Origin of the sequence: Pseudomonas sp. JL3 (assembly GCF_031570575.1) — a bacterium.
Lineage (GTDB): Bacteria > Pseudomonadota > Gammaproteobacteria > Pseudomonadales > Pseudomonadaceae > Aquipseudomonas > Aquipseudomonas cucumis.
This window is the reverse complement of record NZ_JAKWJK010000021.1, coordinates 58517-80397: the sequence shown is the minus strand read 5'-3', so window position 1 is coordinate 80397 and position 21881 is coordinate 58517. Positions and strand designations below refer to the sequence as shown.

18 protein-coding genes, 1 tRNA gene and 2 pseudogenes are annotated in these 21881 nt (G+C 59.2%); 11 read left to right on the top strand and 10 right to left on the bottom strand.

The window, feature by feature from the left end:
* The first annotated feature begins 35 nt into the window (after positions 1-35).
* From MMG91_RS25665 to MMG91_RS25655, 3 genes and pseudogenes are all read left to right on the top strand, one after another.
* The gene (locus MMG91_RS25665; protein WP_310661094.1) at positions 36-776 is read left to right on the top strand and encodes an energy transducer TonB; all 741 of its coding nucleotides are present in this window, start codon (positions 36-38) and stop codon (positions 774-776) included.
* Positions 769-1221, top strand: a complete 453-nt coding sequence (gene rimI, locus MMG91_RS25660; protein WP_305446895.1) for a ribosomal protein S18-alanine N-acetyltransferase — start codon at positions 769-771, stop codon at positions 1219-1221. The genes MMG91_RS25665 and rimI overlap by 8 nt, the downstream gene beginning before the upstream one ends.
* Before the next feature lie 13 nt (positions 1222-1234).
* Positions 1235-1365: pseudogene (locus MMG91_RS25655) on the top strand (ribosomal-protein-alanine N-acetyltransferase); the annotation flags it as partial.
* Positions 1366-1489: 124 nt separating this feature from the next.
* Here the strand turns inward: MMG91_RS25655 and MMG91_RS25650 are convergent.
* Positions 1490-1894 carry a serine kinase/phosphatase gene (locus MMG91_RS25650; protein WP_310661091.1) on the bottom strand — a complete coding sequence of 135 codons (405 nt, stop codon included), beginning with the start codon at positions 1892-1894 and terminating at the stop codon, positions 1490-1492.
* A 179-nt stretch (positions 1895-2073) separates the two neighbouring features.
* Between MMG91_RS25650 and can the strand changes: the two genes are divergently transcribed.
* Positions 2074-2718 (top strand): carbonate dehydratase, encoded by a 645-nt coding sequence (can, locus tag MMG91_RS25645; protein WP_258617122.1) that lies wholly within the window; start codon positions 2074-2076, stop codon positions 2716-2718.
* Positions 2719-2726: 8 nt separating this feature from the next.
* Here can and MMG91_RS25640 read toward each other — a convergent pair whose 3' ends face one another.
* Together MMG91_RS25640 and MMG91_RS25635 are read right to left on the bottom strand one after the other, a co-directional pair.
* Positions 2727-3251 carry an SET domain-containing protein-lysine N-methyltransferase gene (locus MMG91_RS25640; protein ID WP_305446893.1) on the bottom strand — a complete coding sequence of 175 codons (525 nt, stop codon included), beginning with the start codon at positions 3249-3251 and terminating at the stop codon, positions 2727-2729.
* A gap of 180 nt (positions 3252-3431) precedes the next feature.
* Positions 3432-4604, bottom strand: a complete 1173-nt coding sequence (locus tag MMG91_RS25635; RefSeq protein ID WP_310661090.1) for a hypothetical protein — start codon at positions 4602-4604, stop codon at positions 3432-3434.
* 362 nt (positions 4605-4966) lie between these two features.
* Between MMG91_RS25635 and MMG91_RS29075 the strand changes: the two are divergent.
* Positions 4967-5791, top strand: a pseudogene (locus tag MMG91_RS29075) (PAS domain-containing protein); the annotation flags it as partial.
* 108 nt (positions 5792-5899) lie between these two features.
* Positions 5900-6331: a methyl-accepting chemotaxis protein gene (locus tag MMG91_RS29070; RefSeq protein ID WP_405046562.1), complete on the top strand. Its 432-nt coding sequence runs from the start codon at positions 5900-5902 to the stop codon at positions 6329-6331.
* A gap of 129 nt (positions 6332-6460) precedes the next feature.
* Here MMG91_RS29070 and ggt read toward each other — a convergent pair whose 3' ends face one another.
* The 4 genes from ggt to MMG91_RS25610 form a co-directional block, all read right to left on the bottom strand.
* On the bottom strand, positions 6461-8305 hold the full coding sequence (ggt, locus tag MMG91_RS25625; RefSeq protein ID WP_310661088.1) for a gamma-glutamyltransferase: 1845 nt from the start codon (positions 8303-8305) through the stop codon (positions 6461-6463).
* Between the two features lie 166 nt (positions 8306-8471).
* Positions 8472-9278, bottom strand: a complete 807-nt coding sequence (locus MMG91_RS25620; RefSeq protein WP_310661087.1) for a lipopolysaccharide biosynthesis protein — start codon at positions 9276-9278, stop codon at positions 8472-8474.
* Positions 9279-9762: 484 nt separating this feature from the next.
* Positions 9763-9839: transfer RNA gene (locus MMG91_RS25615), tRNA-Met, on the bottom strand.
* Positions 9840-9955: 116 nt separating this feature from the next.
* The gene (locus tag MMG91_RS25610) at positions 9956-12013 is read right to left on the bottom strand and encodes a methyl-accepting chemotaxis protein (RefSeq protein WP_310661086.1); all 2058 of its coding nucleotides are present in this window, start codon (positions 12011-12013) and stop codon (positions 9956-9958) included.
* A gap of 323 nt (positions 12014-12336) precedes the next feature.
* Between MMG91_RS25610 and MMG91_RS25605 the strand changes: the two genes are divergently transcribed.
* A complete protein-coding gene (locus MMG91_RS25605) occupies positions 12337-13554 on the top strand; it encodes an MFS transporter (protein ID WP_310661085.1) in 1218 nt (405 codons plus the stop codon).
* 50 nt (positions 13555-13604) lie between these two features.
* Here MMG91_RS25605 and MMG91_RS25600 read toward each other — a convergent pair whose 3' ends face one another.
* The 3 genes from MMG91_RS25600 to MMG91_RS25590 all read right to left on the bottom strand — a co-directional run bounded on the left by MMG91_RS25600 (position 13605) and on the right by MMG91_RS25590 (position 17927).
* On the bottom strand, positions 13605-14942 hold the full coding sequence (locus MMG91_RS25600; protein WP_305506923.1) for an OprD family outer membrane porin: 1338 nt from the start codon (positions 14940-14942) through the stop codon (positions 13605-13607).
* Between the two features lie 203 nt (positions 14943-15145).
* Positions 15146-16549 carry an amidase gene (locus MMG91_RS25595; protein WP_310661084.1) on the bottom strand — a complete coding sequence of 468 codons (1404 nt, stop codon included), beginning with the start codon at positions 16547-16549 and terminating at the stop codon, positions 15146-15148.
* Positions 16550-16613: 64 nt separating this feature from the next.
* The gene (locus MMG91_RS25590) at positions 16614-17927 is read right to left on the bottom strand and encodes an MFS transporter (RefSeq protein ID WP_310661083.1); all 1314 of its coding nucleotides are present in this window, start codon (positions 17925-17927) and stop codon (positions 16614-16616) included.
* Positions 17928-18140: 213 nt separating this feature from the next.
* Here MMG91_RS25590 and MMG91_RS25585 point away from each other — a divergent pair, with 213 nt between their 5' ends.
* From MMG91_RS25585 to MMG91_RS25570, 4 genes are all read left to right on the top strand, one after another.
* Positions 18141-19070: an asparagine synthetase A gene (locus MMG91_RS25585; RefSeq protein ID WP_310661082.1), complete on the top strand. Its 930-nt coding sequence runs from the start codon at positions 18141-18143 to the stop codon at positions 19068-19070.
* 66 nt (positions 19071-19136) lie between these two features.
* Positions 19137-20207 (top strand): LLM class flavin-dependent oxidoreductase, encoded by a 1071-nt coding sequence (locus MMG91_RS25580; protein ID WP_310661081.1) that lies wholly within the window; start codon positions 19137-19139, stop codon positions 20205-20207.
* Entirely contained in the window at positions 20200-21423 is a 1224-nt protein-coding gene (locus tag MMG91_RS25575; RefSeq protein WP_305503268.1) for an MFS transporter, read from the top strand. Before MMG91_RS25580 ends, MMG91_RS25575 begins: the two co-directional genes overlap by 8 nt.
* Positions 21420-21875 carry a cobalamin B12-binding domain-containing protein gene (locus MMG91_RS25570; RefSeq protein WP_305425193.1) on the top strand — a complete coding sequence of 152 codons (456 nt, stop codon included), beginning with the start codon at positions 21420-21422 and terminating at the stop codon, positions 21873-21875. The genes MMG91_RS25575 and MMG91_RS25570 overlap by 4 nt, the downstream gene beginning before the upstream one ends.
* Positions 21876-21881: the final 6 nt, after the last annotated feature.

Genomic DNA, 21881 nt, shown 5'->3' with positions numbered 1-21881 from the left:
TTATCGAGTCCCGTCGCCGCGCTTATTTGGCCGCCATGCAGGTGGTCAACTGGCTGCCGCGCACCGAATTGCCCTTTGCTGCGCCCTCGCGCCCCGAATTGTTGGAGACGCCCGAGCCATTGGTCGTCGCCCCGGTTGCGCCTGCTCCGGTGGCGCAGGCGCCCGTGGAACCGGTGGTCAAACCGGCCGAACGGGTAAAAATCGAGGTGCCACGGCCATCGCTGGCCAGCACCCGCACGAACGCCAAGGTCGAAGAAGAAGAGGCCCCGGTCGCGGTCAAGGCGCCGGTCGTTCCGCCACCGCGTTTCGCCCTGCAATTGCTGCGTGCAGGTCGTTGCCTGTTGTTGGTGGAGTTACCCACAGGCGAAAGCTTCCAGACCCGCGATCCGGCCTATCTGTTACTCAAAGACATGCTACGCGCCGCCGGCCTGCCAGACAGCCCGCAGATCATCGGCGAGCCGGTGCGCTGGCCGCTGCTGGCTCGCGGCACCATGGATCAAGGGCCGGAAGCGGCTCGGGATTTCGTACAAGGCTTTCTGTCGGCCCGTCTGGAAGACGCTCCATGCGTCTGCCTGTGGCTGATCGGCTTGCCGGCGGTGCGTTTTGCCGGTGAGGCGAGCGCCGAATCCTTCAACCGTGAACTCCAGGTCGAAGGCCTGGGTTCGGTCTGGGCCTTGCCGGGCCTGGAGTTATTAATGGAAGAGCCACAGCGTAAGGCTGATGTCTGGCAAGCCATGCGTCGGCTGATGGCGCGCTGGAAAGAATCGAATGAGTGACGCTGTATCGTTCCGCCCGATGACCGAGGCGGACCTGGACACTGTATTGAAAATTGAATACGCGGCTTACAGCCACCCCTGGACCCGCGGGATTTTTCTCGATGGACTGGGCAAGTACCAGATCTGGCTGATGTTCGAAGGGCAGCAGCAGGTCGGTCATGGCGTGGTGCAGATCATTCTTGACGAGGCGCATCTGCTGAACATCACCGTCAAACCGGAAAACCAGGGCCGCGGTCTGGGCTTGACGCTGCTGGAGCATCTGATGTCCCGGGCTTATGAAGCCAAGGCGCGGGAATGCTTTCTGGAAGTGCGCGACAGCAATCGGGCGGCGTTTCGGTTGTATGAGCGGTATGGATTCAACGAAGTCGGGCGTCGGCGGGATTACTACCCGGCGGTTGGCGGGCGGGAAGATGCGGTGGTGATGGCCTGCACGTTGGTTGATTGATCGTTGCTAAAANACAGCAATCGGGCGGCGTTTCGGTTGTATGAGCGGTATGGATTCAACGAAGTCGGGCGTCGGCGGGATTACTACCCGGCGGTTGGCGGGCGGGAAGATGCGGTGGTGATGGCCTGCACGTTGGTTGATTGATCGTTGCTAAAAGCTTCGCGGGCAAGTCGGACCGCCGCACCGCTCGCTCCTGCCACCAAACACGCAGGAGCGAGCGGTGCGGCGGTCCGACTTGCCCGCGAAGCGTCTTCACTGACGCCAACGATCAACGCTTGCCGTCCAACGGATCGTGCTTGGCCCATTCGGCCTCATCCAGCCCGTCGCCGCCGCCGATATCGTCTTCATCGACAATGCTCAGATCCCAATCCGCCTGGCCACCTTCACCCGCTTCATGGGAATCCCGTGCGCCGTCTTCACGGATCAGGGTGTCCGGGCTCAAGTCATCGTCGGTGGCGTCGTTGTCATTGGGCGAGCCCCCCGTTATGCGGGTTTTACGGACGCGTGTCTCGGGCAGCTGCTGTGCACGCTCTTGTTCGGGTGTCAGGTCGCCGATTCTGGTGCCGGGTTCTTCCTCGTCGAAATCCAGCTCATGCACCGAGCCCATGCGGTCTTCATCGTCGTCGATGGGCTCGGGTTGCTCCTTATCGAACGGACGTCGTGAATCAGTCATGGCAATTCCTCATACTGTAGGCCCTACTACAATTGACCCACTGGGCTGCCGAGAATTCCCGCGGGCATGGAGCGCCGGCTAGCCGTTATAGACAGGGCGTCAGGGGTATCTGCATCTCGCGCGTGACCCCGACAGGCGGTTGTCTGTCAAAGCAGCAAATCATTCTTGAGGCTTCATGCATGAACGAATTACAAGATCTGATTGATAACAACGAACGCTGGGCTGATGCGATCACCAAAGAAGATCCTGACTTCTTCGCCAAACTGGCCCGTCAGCAAACGCCGGAATTCCTGTGGATCGGCTGCTCCGATGCGCGCGTGCCGGCCAATGAAATCGTCGGCATGCTGCCGGGCGATCTGTTCGTGCACCGCAACGTGGCCAACGTTGTGTTGCATACTGACCTCAACTGCCTGTCGGTGATTCAGTACGCGGTCGACGTGCTCAAAGTCAAACACATCCTGGTCACTGGCCACTATGGCTGCGGTGGTGTACGCGCCTCGATGCAGGACCGTCAGTTGGGCCTGATCGACGGTTGGCTGCGCTCGATTCGCGATCTCTATTATGAAAAGCGCGACGAACTGGCCAAGTTGTCCACAGAAGAAGAGCGGGTCGACCGCCTTTGCGAGCTCAACGTGATCCAGCAGGTGGCCAACGTCGGTCATACCAGCATTGTGCAAAACGCCTGGCATCGCGGGCAGAGCCTGTCGATTCATGGCTGCATTTATGGCATCAAGGACGGTCGCTGGAAAAGCCTGAACGCCACCATCAGCGGTTTCGAACAGTTGCCACCGCAGTACCGTTTGCGTCCGGTCGAAACGTTGTAAAACCCTTTTCAGCCGGGACTTCGTCGACGCCACTGTTGAAAAAACTGTTCTCCACTGGCATTCGGCGATTCGTCATAGCCGATGATCCAGCCACGGCAGCCCGGACTACCGCAGCGGCAGGCGAACTGCCGCAGCAGCTTGTCTTCTGTCGCGGCGAAATCCATCGTCAGTCGGTCACCCTTTTTGATGTCCTTGAGCGCCCATAACCACAGCTCACTCATGTCGAGAAAGACGTTGGGGTCGCAGGAGTGGCTCAGCAAACCGCAGAAGCGCGGATCGTAGACATGGATTTCGGGTGCCAGCTGCCGGGTGTGTCGGTTGCGGTAGGGCAGCAGATGCCCGGAAACCCTGCAGATTCGGCTGATGCGGGGGAATTCGCGCAGAGCCATGACAGCTATTGCCGATCCCTCTGCGTTGTTGAGAGTTTCAAAGTCATCCCTGGAGGGGAATCCAAGGCGAAGGGGCAATTCTTCAAAGGGATAGATGCCATTGGATGGCGGTGGGGGGATTTTTTGTTGGTTGTGAGCTCTCATAACAATCCTTGTCAGCGGGGTGCTACAAACTCCGTCAACTGACCTCCGGTCAGCTTTGCAGCACGTGGGTACGCCCCAAGCCTCTCGCAAATGAAACAACTGGTCTACTGTCAGATATGACAGGCGTAAAAGTCTCTTTCCCGCGTCAGCCAAGGCTGACACGAGAAAGGCGTTCATCGTTTACAAGTGTGGCGCAGGAGCAGAGGTCGCAAGAGACGGGGTCTTCAGCTGTTTCAACTGAGATTTGACTGTCGTTGTTGCGCATTTGGCCACGGCCTGTTCGGGCGTCAGGTTGCGGATCGAGGTGTAGAACAGTTCGCAGGTTTTTTCTTTCTGGGTCACTTGCCAGGTCTGAGTGCAGCTTTTCAGCTGAACGGTAGGGTCAGTGCCCGGTTTGCTGCCCATCCCGGCCTGCCAGCACGCGGCACTCAAATCCTGCCCCATGACTTTCAGCCCCGCGGCATCGGCCTTGGCCTGGGCATCGCTGCCGCTATAGGCCTCGGGATCGGCGGCGTACCAGATGTAGCTCGGGTGGTTCGAACCCAGTACGGGTACTTTCACCCCCTCGCTCGGGCTGATGGTTGCCAGGCCCAGCACGTCCACGGTCGGCCCGTATTGTTGCTTGATCCAGTTACGCACCGGTGCGCCGAAGGCAACCATTGGCAATGCAGCGCCGCTGGCGTTCTGGCTGACTTCCTTGACCATGGTGGTCTGGTAATCCTTGAAGTAGTCATAGACGCCTTCCAGGTCCTTGCCGGCGCTGGACGGCGCGGCAATCGGTGCGATGTCGATGATGGTCTGATAGCCCGGTGTCTGGTCGTCAGGGATGCCGTTGGCGGTCAGCAGCGTGGCCCAGCGGTCGGTAGTCTTGGACTCCAGGTAGTCTTGGGCCTGGGTCAGCGAGTAATCCGGCGGGAAGTGCAGCAGTTCGACGCTTTTGCGGTTTTCCAGTGCCATGCCCAGTGGCAGGAACAGGTACCAGTTATAGGTCCATTTACCATCGGCACTCAGCTTGTTGGCGCCGTTGTAAGCCAGATCCCCAGCCTTGAGCAATGCGGTCAATGGCTTGTCATAGCCTTTGGGCACACCGGTGATATTGGCGTAGAGCTGCTCATTGTCGGTTTTGACCACTACTTTTGCGGTTTTGTAACCATCGCGTTGCACGCTTTGGGTCAGGTAGTGCTCGACTGTCTGTTCCAGCGTCCAGTTGCGATAGCAGATGACGTTGCAGTTGTTGGGGTAGGCGAACAGCCGGGTGACTCGTTCGGTACTGCCCAGATTCAGATCGACATCGGCGTGAGCGGCGGCACTCAGGGTGAGGGCTGCGAGGGTGAGTCCTGTGAGTTTTAACATGCTCAGATCCTTTTCAGCGTGGTCCCGATGATGGGGTGCATGCCATATTGGATCAGCGGCGTTACATATAAAAGCGGGTTCTCATGGTTTTTTTCACAGGACTGCCCCGGCCTATTTGGGCCTTTCGACGCGAGAGTCCGGCCCCCAAGTAAATATCCGGAGCACCGGTCGGGCATCGCGGCTATGCTCTCGGTTTCCTGCAGGCGGGGCTGACCTTCGGCTACTTGATCGGAGCCCTGAAGGCGCGCGAGTACCGCGAACTGGGCGCTGTTCGGTAGTCGGCGCGGTATAAAGGTGTTCGTGTTGCCACTATTTTTGTAGGACAAACCCGAAACACTCTTCAGAAAATATCCCCAAAGCCGATGGCTAGGCTGTATGCAGCTTTTTATCCCTGTCCATCGGTGCTTCCCATGTTCAACAAACGCTTGAAGCAGGAGCTGTCGGCTCTTCGCGAAGAACTCTCCAGCCTTCAGCAAGTCAAGGAGAGCCTGGACAGCGAGATGCTGGCCCTGATCCTTGATTCCGATGGCAGGATTCAATCGGCCAACCAGAATTTCAGGGGTGAGATGCTTTACAAGGGCAACGATCTGGTCGGCCGACACATCGAAGACATCGTCCCGGTTCATGTGAAGTCGGACGAATTCCACCGCCGCTTCAAGACTGCATTGACCCGTGGCGAGCACTTTGCCGGCACGGTTCGTTTACTGCGGGGCAACGGTGCCGAAGCCTGGTTGCGGTCAATCATGCAACCGGTGCGGTCCGCGGATGGCCGGATCAAACACTTCTCGATTTACTCCAGCGACCTGACCCGCACCATCGAGGCATCCCGTGAGCACGAGAACCTGATCGGCGCACTGGTGCGCTCGACCGCGGTCATCGAGTTCGACCTCAATGGCAACGTGCTGATGGCCAACGAGCGGTTTCTCAATGGCATGGGCTACAGTCTGGCGCAGGTCCAGGGCAAACATCACCGCACTTTCTGCGCGCCAGAGGAATACAACAGCGCCGAGTATCAGAACTTCTGGCGTCGCCTGAATGCCGGTGAGTTCGTGGCCGATCGTTTCAAGCGTATCGACAGCCACGGTCGCGTGGTCTGGCTGGAGGCCTCCTACAACCCGGTGGTCGACGCCAACAACAAACTCTACAAAGTGGTGAAATTCGCCACGGTAATTACCGATCAGGTCAATCAGGAGCAAGCGGTCGCCGAAGCGGCCAACATCGCCTACAGCACCTCGTTGCAGACCGACAGCAGTGCCCAGCGGGGTACCACTGTGGTGACTCAAGCGGTGGACGTCATGCGTGACCTGGCCAAACACATGCAAACCGCTGGCGAAGGCATCGAAGCGCTAAACGCACAATCATTGGTGATCGGCACCATCGTCAAAACCATCAGTGGCATCGCCGAACAGACCAACCTGCTGGCGCTCAACGCGGCCATCGAAGCGGCTCGCGCCGGTGAACAGGGTCGAGGTTTTGCCGTGGTGGCTGATGAAGTTCGGCAACTGGCCTCGCGCACTAGCCAGGCGACCGATGAAATTGTCGGCGTCGTACGCCAGAACCAGGACATGGCGCGCAACGCCGTGGCCCTGATGACCGATGGCAAACTCCAGGCCGAACAGGGGCTGGCGCTGGCGGCGGAGGCAGGTACGGTGATCGTCGAAATTCAGGACGGGGCGCAGAAAGTGGTGAACGCGGTTGGGCAGTTTGCCAATCAGTTATCCACTTGATGCTATCTGTACGGCATGAATAGCCCTAAAAAGGTCAGGCCTCCTTTTGCAGTTTGATCAGACTTGGATTCTTCGCTAATAAAAAAAGGCCTACCTCCCGGTAAGCCTTTTCACATCTCTGCGTACGACTCAATCCCCTAACGCTTCCCCCTCACGCCGGGGATCGGCTCCGCCGGCCAACGCCGCTTTTCCCTGCACATCCTTGACCCGAACAATCGCCTGAGTCCCGCTGGTCATGTCGATCTCGTTGACGTTGTGCCCTTTGTCCTTCAGTGCCTGAATCAGCTTTGTGCTGAACTGACCCTGTTCCAGTTCGGTCGGGCCGTTGCGGCTGCCGAAATTGGGCAGGCTGATGGCCGCTTGCGGGTCGAGGTTCCAGTCGAGCAGACCGATGGTGGATTTGGCCACGTATTCGATGATTTGCGAGCCGCCGGGGGAGCCGATGGTGGCCAGGAACTCGCCGTTCTGGCGATCGAAGATCAGCGTGGGCGCCATGGATGAGCGCGGGCGTTTACCCGGTTCGACGCGGTTGGCGACTTTTTGCCCGTTCTCTTCGGGAATGAACGAGAAGTCGGTCATCTGGTTGTTGAGTAGAAAACCCTGGACCATCAGGTGCGAGCCAAACGCTGCTTCCACGGTGGTGGTCATGGACACGGCGCCGCCTTCGTCATCGACCGCCACCACTTGCGAGGTGGAGATGCGCAGCGGCGAGCGGTCCGGCGCGTAGGCAACCTGAATCCCTGGAGGGGTGCCGGGTTTGGCCTGACCCATGCTGCGGTCGCCAATCAAGGAGGCGCGGCTGGCCAGATAAGTCGGGTCGATCAGACCTTTTACCGGTACGGGTACGAAGTCGGTGTCGGCGACATACTGCGCTCGGTCGGCGTAAGCCAGGCGCTCGGCTTCAGCGATCAGATGCACGGCTTCAGATGACGGCTCGATGCCCGCCGGCTTGCTGGTCTTGACCGGTTTGAGTGGTGCCAGGGCAAAACGCGGGTCGCGGGATTCCAGCGCCTGCAAGGTGCCGAGAATTTGCGCCACGGCGATCCCGCCCGACGACGGTGGCGGCATGCCGCAGACCTGCCAGCGTTTGTAGTCGGTGCATAGCGGCCCGCGTTCCTTGGCCTTGTAGCGTTGGAGATCGTTCAACGACAGGCTGCCAGGGTTGGCGTGGCCCTGAACCTTGGCGACGATCTCTTTTGCAATCGACCCTTCGTACAGGGCATCGGGGCCTTCCTTGGCGATGCGCTTGAACACCGCGGCGAGTGCCGGGTTTTTCAGCGGTGTACCGATGGCTTTCGGGCTGCCATCGGTATTCAGAAAGTAGGCGGCCATGTCCGGTGAACGCTGTATGAGCGCATCCGCCGCGATCAACTGATGCAGTCGTGGCGAAATGGCGAAGCCTTGTTCCGCCAGTTTGATGGCGGGCTCGAACAACTTCGCCCACGGCAGGCGACCGTGCTTTTGATGGGCCAGCTCCAGTGCCCGCAATACACCTGGCGTCCCCACCGATCGTCCGCCGATCTGTGCCTGGGTGAACGGCATCGGTTTGCCATCGGCTTGCAGGAACAGTTTTTCGGTGGCGCCGGCCGGAGCGGTTTCGCGACCGTCGTAGGTGCGCACTGCCTTGCCATCCCACAGCACGATCAACGCGCCACCGCCGATACCCGATGATTGCGGCTCGACCAGCGTCAATACCGCTTGCATGGCAATGGCGGCATCAATCGCCGAACCCCCTTCACGCAGCATCTCCCGCCCGGCTTCGGCTGCCAGCGGGTTGGCGGCCGCGGCCATGTGTTTCGAGGCGTGCCGGGTCTGCAGGTCGGTGCGATAACCTGAGGCGATTTCTGGCGCGACCGGCAGGGTTGAGACTGACGGCGAAGAGGGCGGGGCATTACACGCGGCGAGGGTTAAAGCGGTGGCGATCAGCGAAAAAGCTGACAGGCGAAAGCGACTCAAGTGGAAGGCTGAGAACACGCGGGGCACTCCGTCCATGGGATAAAATGTCCGGGGACTTTATCGAGCGAGGGCGTGGTGTGCAAATCAGGTTTCCCCTGCCACTTTTCTCGAGGCATAAAAAACGGCCTACCTTTCGGTAAGCCGTTTCAGTACTTGGCGGTACACAGTCATTTGAGCTCGACTGTTAATCAACAGACTTACAAGATTTTTCTTTTTTCGAGCAATCCAAGCCATACACGTGGGCATCGAGATCATCCAAATGTATCTGGGGGATAATGTCGGCGGGAATTCTTGATGAGTTGGAAAGATTGTAGACCTGGAATTGATCACTGATTACTTTTCTCGCCACTATTTTGAATGACGGTAAAATCCTGGTGTGAAAATGTTGATCCAACCCGCAAGGTGAAACTACGGTGTTTTTCTCCTCATAAAATCGACTGACAGCTTGATTGAGGTCAACCCCCACCATTACCACCTTATTGAAACCAGCGTGATAAGCGATTTGTAGAGCCACATAGGCGACAGTGCGTGCGTCGAAAAAACCTCGTTTCAGATTTTTGCTGAAGCCGATGCGCCGATTGCGCCGCTTAAGAAAATTACGATTTCTTATCAGGTCTTTATCTACACCAATAAGTTCGCCCCAAGAAAGCTTCGGCGCTTTGTTCAGCAAAAACACTTCCCCTTTTGGCGCAACCGATAGTTGCTGAACCTGGTCCTCCCACAAGGCAACTCGCTCACTAAGAAGCAAGGCTTGGGAGAACAGTTCCGGCTGCTGCTCGGAAAAATTTTTATCGGTACAGGCATAGAAAAAAGGCTTGACGCCAGTCCCGATAAACTTCGAGATTGCCCCATTCATTGTGATCATGGGGACATCTGCGAATTGTTCAGGATGAAAGTCTTTGGCAGACCCTCCCGAGGCTACAATAAAAACAGCGCCTTTATGAATATTGCGACACTCATCAAAGTCACGAATATTAATACTAGCGCTCATTCTTGATTAGTCCTGTTGTTAGGATCATTTGATGCGATATTGGCACCAAACAATATTTCTGAAGCGTGATTTGTGAAGCGTTAAATTGTATCAAGTTATGTCTTGGGGATTTTGCGGATGAGGTTTCATGCTGCCGGTGCAAGGTTCAGTGTGCCATTACGGCTTTTCAAATGGCAAAAAAACATACTGATATCGTCGAAACTCCGCAGTGAGAGGATGGTGGTGGATGTCCTGAATTTCGCCTGAGAAGAAAAACGATATGTTCGTGACGAATCTCCATGCGTTCGGGGTGGTATCGTCGAGAGTTTTTTACTGAAGTCGAAGATCCCGGGTGTAGGCAAGTCGAGCATCCGGCAGTTCCGCTGAGGCGCGACCCAGTACATGGGCGAGAAGCAAAACGAATGTTCCAGACACAAGAAAGCCCGCACTAGGCGGGCTTCTTGTATGGCTTATAGACTTCAGTAGATGTCTGTAAACCGGTACTTGGTGGCTACACAGGGACTTGAACCCCGGACCCCAGCATTATGAATGCTATGCTCTAACCAACTGAGCTATGTAGCCAAGTGGCGCGCATTATTCACCTGGAACAAAGATGCGTCAAGCGTAAATTTAAAATATTTCTCCACACTTTCAACCGCTTATCCCCCTGGCCCGAAAAATCGTGCCAGGGGAGGGCGTCATTTGAGCTGAAATCTCCCGGTATTTGCACTCAAGGCCTTGCTGCCCTCGCTTAAGGTGTCTGCCGCGAGGTTCACCGCCCGGGCGCCTTCAAGCAAGCGTAGCGCGGCCTGATCGACTTGCTGGATGTTGCCGCTGACTTCATCGGCAGTGCTCGCTTGCTCTTCGACAGCGGTAGCGATCTGCGCCAGGGTGTCGGTGACGCTCTGCACTGCGCTGGCGATTTCCCCCAGGCGCTCGCCGAGACCGGTGACGGCTTGCGCATCCGATTGTGCCTGGCCGCAGGCGGCTTCCATCAGGCTTACCGCTTCGTTGACGGTGCTGCGCAGGCTGTCGACGGTGCCGGCGATTTGTGCGGTGGACGATTGGGTGCGTTGCGACAGGCTGCGCACTTCATCGGCCACCACGGCAAAGCCACGACCTTGCTCGCCGGCCCGTGCGGCCTCGATGGCGGCGTTGAGGGCCAGCAGGTTGGTCTGCTCGGCGACACCGCGAATGGTATCGACCACCAATTGAATCTGCTGCCCTTGCTCGCTGACCCGACCCAGTGCCGCCGCGGTGTCGTTCAAGCGCTGATTGAGCTGCTGAATACTCGCTGTCGTGCGTTGGCTGTCACGACTGCTGTCGGCGGCAATACGCTGGGTGTGCTGAGCGCTGCCTGAGGCCTGTTCGCAACTCTGGGCTACTCCTTGAGAAGTGGCCGCCAGTTGCGTGGCCGCAGCGGCGATCTGACTGATTTGCAATTGCTGAGCCTCGACTTCGCCGAGAGCGCCGCTGGAGTGATCGTTGAGGGTGCGCACCGCGTTGCTCAGTTGTAGGGTTTCGTGATCGACCCCCAGCAGGCTGTTGCGCAGTTGCACTACCGCGACATTCAGGGCAGTGCTGATCGCCGCCAGTTCGTCGCGGCCCTGCACCGGCACTTGCAGGCTCAGGTTGCCGTCACGCAGTGCTTCGGCCAGTAGCGTAATGCCGCTGGCGCTGCGACGGATTGAAGCCTGCAGACAGATGAACAGGTACAGCGCGGCCAGTAGCAGGCAGCCAAAAATCGTCGCCACCAGGATGAACTGGCGGATGGCCGAGCCGTGGTAGTAATCCAGCCGTTGATCCAGAGAAACCAACGATTGCTGACGCAACGAGGCGAGGTCGCCGAGGAGGGCGTCGAGGCTGCGTTCAAAGTCTTCCGGCTTGAGGTTGATGCTGCCGCCGAAGACGCCCTCGTCCAGCACTTTCAAACCGGCGTCCAGGTGCTTGAGACTGTCGTGGTATTGCCCGGCCCAGATTTGCAAGGCACTGGGCAGGCGCGCTTCCAGCAGGCTGGCGGTTTTCACCAGCTGTTCCCGGGCATCGCCGATGCGGCTGCGCAAGTCCCGCAGTTGCAGGCGGCTTTGCAGGGTGAACTGCCCGGACACCACCGATGCCTGACCGACCGCGGCGAGGCGCCCGACCCGTTCAATCAGGTCCGGTGCGTGTTGAGTGGAGATCTGCGTCAGCAGATATGTTTCCAGCCATGGCGCCAGGGTCAGGCGATTGTCCATGGCGATTTGTTCGCGCAGGGCTTGCAGGGCGCTCAAGGCATTAGTGAAGCGATCGTAGCCGTCCGGCCACCAACCGACGCTGCTCAAGCTTTTCGTATCCAGGCCGGTGAGCGCGGTTTGCAGGGCCTGATAGCGGGTGAGAGTTTGGTCCTCGGCACCTTCGGTTTTCAGGGCATTGCCCAGGTCCATTGTGGCTTGAGCCACGGCCGGCTGAACCGCGTCGAACGCTGCCATTGCAGCGATGGTTGCGGGTGTCGGCTGGCGATTGGTTTCGGTGGCGCGCCAACGAGCGGCGCGGTCACGCTGGGCGGCGAGCAGATTGTCGAGCGCATCGAGGGCGAGCAATTGACGAACCCCGGCGCGCTCGCCGGAGATCAGGTTCAACTTGTCACGATAATCCTGACCGATCATCCACAGGCTGCCCGCAAGTGGCAGGATAAACAGCAGAAACAGCAGCTGAAATTTGCGCGCGAAGCCGAAGCGCCCCAGCAGCCCGATCCCCGGTGATAAAAAAGCCTGCATGCCCCATGACTCCTCTGGACACCACGCACCATTGGCGTGCGTCGAGGTCATTGCGACCGCGACTTGTGCCCTGCTAAAAGGCCTCGAAAGTTCACCTTGGTCCGCTCTGTAGGCCGACTCTGTAGCGAAACTTCCCATTCTCGGTTCCCTTTGTAAGGGGCCGCGTTGAAGCGGATAAACAAGGCAAGATTCAGACCATGGCTTTGCGCTATCACCTTCTTTTTTGAAGTCGTTAGCAGGCTAAGGGGATGGCGCACCTGCACCGAAAAATGGCACATTGACCGACCTGCCAGCGCGCACCCATCCGCAGTACGGAAACTCTCATGGCTATCAGCAACACGCAGTCCGCCGCTACGTCGGCGCCCGCCGCTTCACAAAGCAGCCCGCTGGTCATGCGCATCATCGGCGCGGTGGCGCTGGCGCATTTGATCAACGACCTGATTCAGGCGGTATTGCCGTCGATCTATCCGATGCTCAAGGCCAGCTATGGCCTGACGTTCACCCAGATCGGTCTGATCACCCTGACCTTTCAACTGACGGCCTCGCTGTTGCAGCCATGGGTCGGTTATCACACTGATCGTCATCCCAAACCCTGGTTGTTGCCGGCCGGTACCGTCTGCACATTGATCGGCATTCTGATGATGTCTGTGGTCGGTAGCTTCCCGATGATTCTGCTGGCGGCGGGGTTGATCGGTGTCGGCTCATCGACCTTTCACCCGGAAGCTTCTCGGGTGGCGCGATTGGCTTCGGGTGGGCGGTTCGGCTTGGCGCAGTCGACGTTTCAGGTCGGCGGCAATGCGGGGTCGGCTTTCGGGCCGTTGCTGGCGGCGTCGATCATCATTCCCTATGGTCAGGGCCATGTGGCCTGGTTCGGACTGTTCGCGCTGTTTGCGCTGTTCGTGCTGTATCGGATCAGTCGTTGGTACACCAACCATCTGAATCTGTTCAAGCTTAAACAAGGTCAGGCAGCGACTCACGGCTTGTCGAAAGGCCGGGTAACCAGCGCACTGGTGGTGCTCGGGTTGCTGGTGTTCTCCAAGTATTTCTACATGGCCAGCCTCACCAGCTACTTCACGTTCTACCTGATTGAAAAATTTGACCTGTCGGTGGCCAGCTCGCAGCTGCACCTGTTCCTGTTTCTCGGTGCAGTAGCGGCGGGGACCTTCTTCGGCGGGCCGATCGGCGACAAGATCGGGCGCAAGGCGGTGATCTGGTTCTCGATCCTCGGCGTCGCACCGTTCACTCTGATGCTGCCCCACGTTGATCTGTTCTGGACCAGCGTTCTAAGCGTGGTGATCGGTTTCATCCTCGCCTCGGCGTTCTCGGCGATCGTGGTATATGCCCAGGAACTGGTGCCGGGTAACGTCGGGATGATTGCAGGGGTGTTCTTCGGACTGATGTTTGGCTTTGGCGGGATTGGTGCGGCGCTACTCGGGCATCTGGCGGATATTCACGGCATTGAGTACGTGTACTTCCTGTGTTCGTTCTTGCCGTTGCTGGGGGTGTTGGCGATCTTCCTGCCCAGAACCAAAAAAGCCTGAACCAACCGATGTGGGAGCCCCCTGGCCACAGAGGCTCCCACGATGGCAGCTCAAAAAATCCGCAACGGCAAATTCGCCACCAGGCGGAACTCGTCGTAGCTACCATCAATCTGCCCGCCCGTGGCGCGATGGTTGTAGACGATGGTGCGAAACACCGCATTCTTCAGCGCGCCGGATTGCACCACGTACGCCACCATTAAACCGTTTTCATCGTGCTTGGCATTGTCCAGGCCCCGCACGTTGTAACCGGTATTGCGCCCGTTACGGTCGCCGCTGTAATGGGTGCCGTCGATGTCCCAGCCCTTGGCGTGCCACAGGCTGGTAGTCAGGCCTGGGACTCCAAAGGACGCCAGGTCCAGGTCGTAGCGCAGTTGCCAGGACTTCTCGTTCGGGCCGTTGTAGTCCGAGTACAACGAGTTGGCCATGTAATTGCCCGTGGACTCCCAGACGTAATCGAAATACTCGTCGCCGAACACCTGCTGCCAGGCCAGGGTCAGGCTGTGGGCCAGATGCGATGCGGTGAATGCCAGGCTGAAGGCGTCGTTGTCGATATAGCCCAGGCGCTGCTCGCCCTGATCCTCGGTATGGTAGTAATTCAGTGCGGTCTTGAGCGCGATTTGACGCCGATCCCCGATCAACTGGGTCAACCCCAGATAGGTCTGCTGCCACATGTCCTCGAAGCGTGAAGCGTAGAGGCTGACGTCCAGGCCGTATGGGCTCTTGGCCAGCCCGCCGAGGTAGGAAATACGCGACCCCGAATACGCCCGGTTGCCGAAGGTGGTGGTGAGTTTCTCGCTGCCGGTACCGGTGCGTGGAATCGCCCGTTCGAAGCTGCCGGCCTGCAATGACAGCCAATCGAGTTCGTTGCTGAACAGGCCCACGCCCTGAAAGCTCGAGGGCAGGGCGCGATTGTCCTTGTAGCGCAGCATCGGGTTGTCGGTGAGCAAGCGACCAGCCTTGATTTCAGTGCTGGAAAAACGCAGCCGCAGATCACCCACCCCCAAGCGGCTCCAGGTCGGTACAGCATCGCCGTCGCTGTCCACCAGCACCCGATCGCCACCATTGGCGACGCGCCCATGTCCGCGCTCCAGGTTGATCGCGCTGAACAATGAGGCGTCTATCCCGAAGCCGATCGGCCCCTGGGTATACCCGGAGCTGTAGTTGAGCATTGCGGTCTGCACCCAGGTTTCGCGAATGCGGGTCCGCTCCAGGCCATCGGCTTTCTTGATAACCAGATAGGTAGAACGTCGGGTGTGCTGGTTGGCATAGTAATGGCGCAAGTTCAGCCCCAAATGGCTGCCGTCGATAAAACCCGGGGCCTCGGCTTGCGTGGCCAGCGTTTCGGCCGCGGTGGCAATCAAAGGGCTGCCGATGGCGCTGCCGGCCATCAGAAGTACACGAAAATCCATTTCCATAAGTCTCTGGAGGAAAAAAGCAGGCGCACGTCGCTAATGCTGTCGTTGAAGAAATTTGAGCGACAAAAATCCTGTGGGAGCGAGGTTTGCCCGCGAAGAGTGCAGCGCGGCTTTTCAGCGATTACGCGTTATCGTTCTTCGCGGGCAAGCCACGCTCCCACAGGGCGAAAAACACTTCAGCGAGGCGGCGGGCTGGGCCAGTGCCGAATCGTGCCGCGCCAGTTCTCATAGGTTTTGCCGAGCTGAAGCAACCACTGATCAGCGAAACGCGGGGCAATCATCTGCAGGCCGATCGGCATGCCTTGGTCGGTAAAGCCACAGTTGATCGACAGCGCCGGCTGCTCGCCCATGTTCCATGGCACGGTGAAAACAATGTGCTCGAACGGCCGCCGCGGGTCATTGGTGGGCGAAGCCCATTCAGCCGCAAAGGCACTGACCTGGTTGGTCGGCGACAACACCAGGTCGACATCTTGAAAGACTTCGGCTGCCCGGCGGCGGATTTCGAACGTCTGGTTGAACCCCTCGACTGCCTGCACGGCGGTCAGATGTTCGGCGGCCGCCGCCCAGTCGCGTATGTAGGGCAAGACCTGATCCAGCCGCTCGGGGCTCAGGGCCTGCAACTGACTCCACTGTCGCGCCTGCCAGAAATGATCCAGGCCCTGGAGCACGGCGCGATCCATCAGTGGCTGGATATGACGTACCTGAGCGCCTTGGCTTTCAAATAGGCGAGCCGCTTCCCGGACCGCCGAGCACACCTGTTCGTCCGGTTGAATGCCACAGCCGGGGTCGAGCATCAGGCCGATTTTCAGCCCTTGGACCGACAGCCATCCCAGTGCCCAATCGCCTTGTTCCGGTGGCAGGCTGGTGGCATCCCGCGCATCGGGGCGGGACAGGTAGCGCATCATCAGTGCGCAGTCGTCCATGTTGCGGGTCATGGGCCCGGCGCAACGGCCGGTGTAATACGGATCGATGGGAATGCGCCCGAGTGTCGGCTTGAACCCCACCAGCGCGCACCAGGCTGCGGGCAAACGGACAGAACCGCCGATGTCGGTGCCGACATGCAGTGGGCCATAGCCGGCCGCTGCCGCCGCCGCCGCGCCGGCACTGGAGCCACCGGGATTGTTCGCCAGGTTCCAGGGATTGCGTGTCACACCGTGGAAACTCGACAGCCCCGACGACAACATGCCGTAGTCCGGCACCGTAGTCTTGCCCAGGACAATCGCCCCGGCCTCACGCATCCGCGCCGCCGGTGGCGCGTCGACGGTGGCCGGGGTCGATTCGGTAGCGGCGCAACCCAGGGGAATGCAGTCGCCTTGCGTCGCGATCAACTCCTTGAGCGTCACGGGCAAACCATCGAGCATTGCGCGGGGCTGGCCCCGGCTCCAGCGCTCGCTGGCGGCGGCCGCCTGTTCCCGGATCCGTTGCGGGTCAAAGGCGTACAGCGCGTTGATATGGGGTTCCCAGCGCTCGATGTGGGCCAGCAAATGGTCGTAATACTCCAGCGGCGACAGCTCCTTGCTGGCGAACAACACCAACAGTTGAACCGCCGAAAGATCATGCAAATCGTTGACGCAGCTCATGCCGATAACCGTCCTTTGATATTCAGAGGCAAGCGCCGCGAGCGGCGGCGCGAAAGGGCCAGGCTCAAGCGCCTGGCACCACCGAAACGTCAGCCGGGGACGATGAGCGCAAACCGTAGAACCATGCCATGAGCGCCCCGACGGCACCCATGATTACGCAATAGCCTACGCAAACCCAAGGGCTCCACGGCATCAGGCCGATCAGCAGCAGCGGCGTGGTACTGGCCCAGAGTGCGTAGGCAATGTTGTAGGTAAAGGAGATGCCGGACACCCGGATCCGTGCCGGAAACAAACTCACCATCACCGACGGCACCGCGCCCACTACGCCGCAGGTCAGGCCGGCCACGGCATAGGCCACGCTGATCCAGTAGCCGCCACTGATCAGGCTGGTGTAGAGCAGCGCCGTCCCTACCGGCAGCAGCAGGCTATAAACCAGTACCGCGCGCCAGGCGCCGATCCGGTCGACCAGTAACCCCGCCAGCACACAGCCGATATTCAGGAACACAATGCCCAGGCTGCTCAGCGCGAAGGTATGGCTGGCACTCATGCCGAAGCTTTTCTGCATGACGGTCGGGGTGATCACCACCAGCACCACCACCGCCGACGTCAACACACAGGTCAACAGCATCGCCGGCAGGATGGAGGTGCGGTGATCGCGCAACACCGTCCGCAATGGCAGCTCCGCATCCATCTCGCGTCGCGCCTGCAAGGCCATGAACACTGGGGTTTCGCTCAGCCAGCGCCGCAGCCAGACCCCGATCACCCCGAATACACCGCCGAGCAGGAAGGGGTAACGCCAGGCGAAGTCGAGGATCTCGGCGGGGCTGTAGATCCGCGCCAGGAGGGTCGCGGTCAGGGCTCCCAGCAAATAGCCGAACGTCAATCCGGCCTGCAACACTCCCAAGGCATAGCCCCGATGCCCGACCGGGGCATGCTCGGCCACGAACACCCAGGCGCTCGGCACCTCGCCGCCCACCGCGGCACCTTGCAGCACTCGCAACAGCAGCAGGATCAAGGGAGCCCAGTAACCGATCTGTTCATAGGTCGGCATGATCCCGATCAACAGGCAGGGCAGAGCCATCATCAGGATGCTCAGGCTGAACACCCGCTTGCGTCCCACCCGATCCGCAAAGTGCGCCATCAGGATGCCGCCCAGCGGGCGTGCCAGATAGCCGGTGACGAAAATCCCGAAGCTTTGCAGCAAGCGCAGCCACTCCGGCATTTCAGGTGGAAAGAACAGCTGGCTGAGGGTCAGGGCGAAGAACACAAAGATGATGAAATCGTAGATTTCCAGCGCACCACCTAGCGCCGCCAGGCCCAGGGTCTTGTAGTCAGACCGGGAAAAGCGACCGGATTGTGGATAAGTAGGGGCCGTCATAAAGGGACTCTGAACAGGTACTCATGAAAGTTCGCGTCTGAAACAGCATTCGATAATGCCATCAGGTATCTAGCCGGCAATGGTCCATCCAATTACCGGTCGGGACAACCAGACAATGCATCTGGGTTGCTTTTTAGGGCAAATCTGTACATTGAGTTTTCTTGCGTTTAACCAATAATCGGGCACTTCCTCTCCTTGGATATTGAGCGCAACATGGAAGAAATTCAGCGTAATTTCGACGATTTTAATCACCCGGACGTTGAAGCGATTGCGATTATCCGCGGTCGCGTGCTGCAGGCATTGCAACAGTATTTGTTGGAGCGCGACTTCAAACAGTTGATGCCCATCCTCATGTCGCCCATCACCGATCCGTTAAACCATGCGGTGTACCCCGCAGAGCTTCAATACGAAACGCGGCGCCTGAAACTGACCGCCAGCATGATCTTCCATAAACAGCTGGCATTGACCGCCAGGGGGCACGGCAAGATTTTTATCGTGGCGCCGAACATTCGCCTGGAAAAAGCCGAGATCAAGGATTCGGAGAACCACTTGCTGGAATTCTCCCAATTCGACTTCGAAATACGTGACGGCAACATGCACCAGGTCATGGCGCTGATCGAAGGCTTGATCAAGCACACCTTCGCCGAAGTCAGGCAACACTGCTCGGCCCAGTTGGCCCACCTCAACCGCCATCTGCCGCACTACGACACGAATTTTCCGATCTACAGCTCGGACGAGTTGCGCGCCGAGTATGGCGACGACTTCGAGAAGATCATGTCGGCCAAGGCCCACACGCCGTTCTTCGTCACCAACTACCGCCGGGAATTCTATGACCGTGAAACACCCGGCAAGCGCGGCCAGTACAACAACTACGACCTGATCTATCCCGATAGCTATGGCGAAGCGCTGTCTGGTGCCGAACGTGAGTTCGAGTACGAGCAGATCATCTACCGCATGGAAGAGTTGTCGATGGACCTTGCGCCCTTCGCCAATTACCTCGAAGTCGCCAAGCGCGGCTTGCTCCCCCCGAGCGCCGGCGGCGGGCTGGGGATCGAGCGACTGCTGAAATTCATCTGCGGCAAGCGCCGTATCCGCGATGTCGCGCTGTTCGACCGCACTGTCGGCACCAGCTTCCTGTTCTGACCCACCGTCACTTTTTGCGCTGCCCCGCCCTTCAGGCGGCGGCAGGCGCTGCTCTGGAGAAAAACCATGCCCGCGTTGCGTATCCACTGGTGCTCACCGCTCGATAGCGGTCAACAAAAGGCTTCCGAGAAATACAACACCGGCGCCCTGGACTTTGCCGGCATCGTCGACTTCGCCCAGGAAGCCGATGAGTTGGGGATCGACTCGTTGCTGATGGGCATCAGCTACCACATGCCCGACCCACTGCCAATGATCGGCGCCCTGGTGCGCGAGACCAGCCGGGTCAAATTCATCCTGGCGTATCGCCCCGGCCTGCTGCCGCCGACGCTGTTCACGCAGATCGTCAATACCGTGTCGTGGATGTCCGACAAGCGCATCGCATTGAACCTGGTCGCCGGTATTTCCCCTGATGAGCAAGCCTTTTATGGCGACTTCGTGGCCCACGACGGACGTTATGAACGCACCAGCGAATTCCTCGAGATCCTGCATCGTTTCTGGAAAGGCGAAACACCCCTGACCCATCACGGCGCTCATTACCGTATCGAGCAAGCGCAATTGGGGTTGCCGTACAAAGACAACGAACGCCCACACATCTATCTGAGCGGCGCTTCGGAGATCGCCCAGCAGATTGCCGTGAAACACAGCGATTGCTGGTTACGCTACGGTGACACGCCGCAAGGTATTGCCGAGGCCAGCCGGGCAGTGCTCGAGGCCGGTTGCTCGGTGGGGATTCGCATGCACGTGCTGGCTCGCGAAACCCGCGAGGAAGCTCTGTCGGCTGTTGAAAGCATGATGGAAAACCCCGATGAGCAGCATCGCGAATGGGTTCGTCAGTTCGTCGGACGTTGCGACTCCGAAGCCGTCAAGACCTCGTTCCACCTGGCCGATAAGGCCGAGCACGATTGGCTGTCGCCAATGCTTTGGTCCGGTGCTGTGGCCTATCGTGGCGGTCCGGCACTGTGCGTGGTCGGCAGCTATCAGGAAGTTGCCGAGTATTTGCTGGAATACAAAAAAGTAGGAGTCAGCGAGTTCATCTTTTCCGGTTGGCCTACCCGTGACGAAATGCGCGGTTTCTGCCGCCATGTATTGCCACGTCTGCGCAAGCTTGAGGCAGAACTGGAAAGCCAGCATGCATGAAACCGTCCGGCTGCGCCGTTTCGGTGCCGGCCTGCTGTTCGCCTTGCTGGCGGAACAAACGGTGCTGTTCGCAGTACCGTTGTTGATCTTCCAGCTCACCGGCAATGTCCGTTACTCCGGTGTGGCGTTTGCTCTGGAATGGCTACCGGCACTGCTGGCTTATCCGTTCGCCGGATTGCTGGCGGACCGCTTCGGCGGGCGCCTGCTGTTCCGCCACGCCAATACCGCGCGGGCGCTGAGCCTGGGGTTGACCGTCGGGGTCTGCTGGTATGCGCCAGCGCTCACTGTCTGGGCCCTGATCGGCAACGGCATCGTGCTCTCGCTGCTGATGGCTCCGGTGCGCATGGCGGTGGAAAAGAGCGTACCGCTGATCGCCGGCCCCGAACGCCTGGCCCACTGCCAGTCCCTGGTGCAAAACATGGAGCTGCTGGCCATGGCGCTGGGTCCGGCATTGGCGGCACTGCTGGCGATGTACGCCGACAAGCGCCTGCTTCTGGGTCTGGCGGCGCTGGCATTCGCCGTGGCCGGTGTGTGCTGGAAAGGCCTCCCCAATACCCAGTCAGCCAGCCCGCCGAAAAGCATCCGCAAGGACTTGGCTCTGGGCTGGAGTCTGTTGTTGAACAATCCGCCGGTCCTGTCCCTGGCACTGCTCAACTTCACCATCAACCTGGCTTTCGCCTGCGTCCTGAGCGCCAACGCCTTTGTCATCAGTGGTGTATTTGGCGCCGCCGACGGGGTCTTCGGTTTGATGAACGCTGGCGCCGGTGCACTGGGCCTGCTCAATTTCATTTTGGTGCCAAGGCTGCTGGCGCGGATGTCGATCTACCGTCTAGGCACACTGGGTTTTGCCTTGCTTTGCCTGGGCCTGATCTGCATGGGCCTGGCCAGTGGCGTGGTGCTCTATGCCATCAGTTTTCTCCTGGCGATGGCCGGCTGCGCCTTGTTCAACGTGTTTAACCGAACCCAGCGCATCAAGGCGATTGCCGCCGACCATTTGGGCAAGGTGATGGGCCCGTTCTACCTGGTCAACCTGCTGTCCTACCCATTGGGTGGCCTTCTGACCGCCAGCATCGGCCATGAATATGGGGTCCAGACGTTGATTCTGGCTATCGCGCTGCTGCTCACCATCCCGGGTGCCTTGCTGTTCAACCTGACCACCCGGCGGTTTCGCGCCGCCCTGGACTTTCCCCCCTCAGCCATGGAGGCAACGCAATGAAAGGATCACAACACTGCCTGATAGCAACCGTCGAATCGGATTCGCACATGTGGAACCTGGTTTATCTGCAGCTGTGGCTGGCGGAGCACGGTTTCAACGTCAAGAACCTCGGCAGTTGCACCCCGGTGGAGGTGGTTCTCGCCACCCTGGAGCTGCGGCGCACGCAATTGCTGGTGGTCAGTAGCGTCAATGGTCATGGGCATTTCCAGGGGTTAGAGCTGATTCGCCAAGTGCGCCAGCAACATCCGGATCTGCCTTGTGTCATCGGCGGCAAGTTGACCACCTCGGAAGACCAGACGCGGGCGGTTCGCCAAGAGCTGCTGGCCGCCGGTTTCAACGAAGTGTTCATAGGCCCCGACGCCATCGAGCACTTCGAAAACTATCTCAATACTCTCGAGCGCTCGAAACCTGCGCTCGTCCTGGGTACCGGCACGGCGCCGTGCTGGACCTGAGTCCAG

What these genes read in the sequence shown, in the direction of transcription:
- MMG91_RS25665 (WP_310661094.1), top strand. Translation starts at nt 36, where the DNA reads ATGCAGGTGGTCAACTGGCTGCCGCGCACCGAATTGCCCTTTGCTGCG.
- rimI (WP_305446895.1), top strand. Translation starts at nt 769, where the DNA reads ATGAGTGACGCTGTATCGTTCCGCCCGATGACCGAGGCGGACCTGGAC.
- MMG91_RS25650 (WP_310661091.1), bottom strand. Translation starts at nt 1,894, where the DNA reads ATGACTGATTCACGACGTCCGTTCGATAAGGAGCAACCCGAGCCCATC.
- can (WP_258617122.1), top strand. Translation starts at nt 2,074, where the DNA reads ATGAACGAATTACAAGATCTGATTGATAACAACGAACGCTGGGCTGAT.
- MMG91_RS25640 (WP_305446893.1), bottom strand. Translation starts at nt 3,251, where the DNA reads ATGAGAGCTCACAACCAACAAAAAATCCCCCCACCGCCATCCAATGGC.
- MMG91_RS25635 (WP_310661090.1), bottom strand. Translation starts at nt 4,604, where the DNA reads ATGTTAAAACTCACAGGACTCACCCTCGCAGCCCTCACCCTGAGTGCC.
- MMG91_RS29070 (WP_405046562.1), top strand. Translation starts at nt 5,900, where the DNA reads ATGCGTGACCTGGCCAAACACATGCAAACCGCTGGCGAAGGCATCGAA.
- MMG91_RS25620 (WP_310661087.1), bottom strand. Translation starts at nt 9,278, where the DNA reads ATGAGCGCTAGTATTAATATTCGTGACTTTGATGAGTGTCGCAATATT.
- MMG91_RS25610 (WP_310661086.1), bottom strand. Translation starts at nt 12,013, where the DNA reads ATGCAGGCTTTTTTATCACCGGGGATCGGGCTGCTGGGGCGCTTCGGC.
- MMG91_RS25605 (WP_310661085.1), top strand. Translation starts at nt 12,337, where the DNA reads ATGGCTATCAGCAACACGCAGTCCGCCGCTACGTCGGCGCCCGCCGCT.
- MMG91_RS25600 (WP_305506923.1), bottom strand. Translation starts at nt 14,942, where the DNA reads ATGGCCGGCAGCGCCATCGGCAGCCCTTTGATTGCCACCGCGGCCGAA.
- MMG91_RS25595 (WP_310661084.1), bottom strand. Translation starts at nt 16,549, where the DNA reads ATGAGCTGCGTCAACGATTTGCATGATCTTTCGGCGGTTCAACTGTTG.
- MMG91_RS25590 (WP_310661083.1), bottom strand. Translation starts at nt 17,927, where the DNA reads ATGACGGCCCCTACTTATCCACAATCCGGTCGCTTTTCCCGGTCTGAC.
- MMG91_RS25585 (WP_310661082.1), top strand. Translation starts at nt 18,141, where the DNA reads ATGGAAGAAATTCAGCGTAATTTCGACGATTTTAATCACCCGGACGTT.
- MMG91_RS25580 (WP_310661081.1), top strand. Translation starts at nt 19,137, where the DNA reads ATGCCCGCGTTGCGTATCCACTGGTGCTCACCGCTCGATAGCGGTCAA.
- MMG91_RS25575 (WP_305503268.1), top strand. Translation starts at nt 20,200, where the DNA reads ATGCATGAAACCGTCCGGCTGCGCCGTTTCGGTGCCGGCCTGCTGTTC.
- MMG91_RS25570 (WP_305425193.1), top strand. Translation starts at nt 21,420, where the DNA reads ATGAAAGGATCACAACACTGCCTGATAGCAACCGTCGAATCGGATTCG.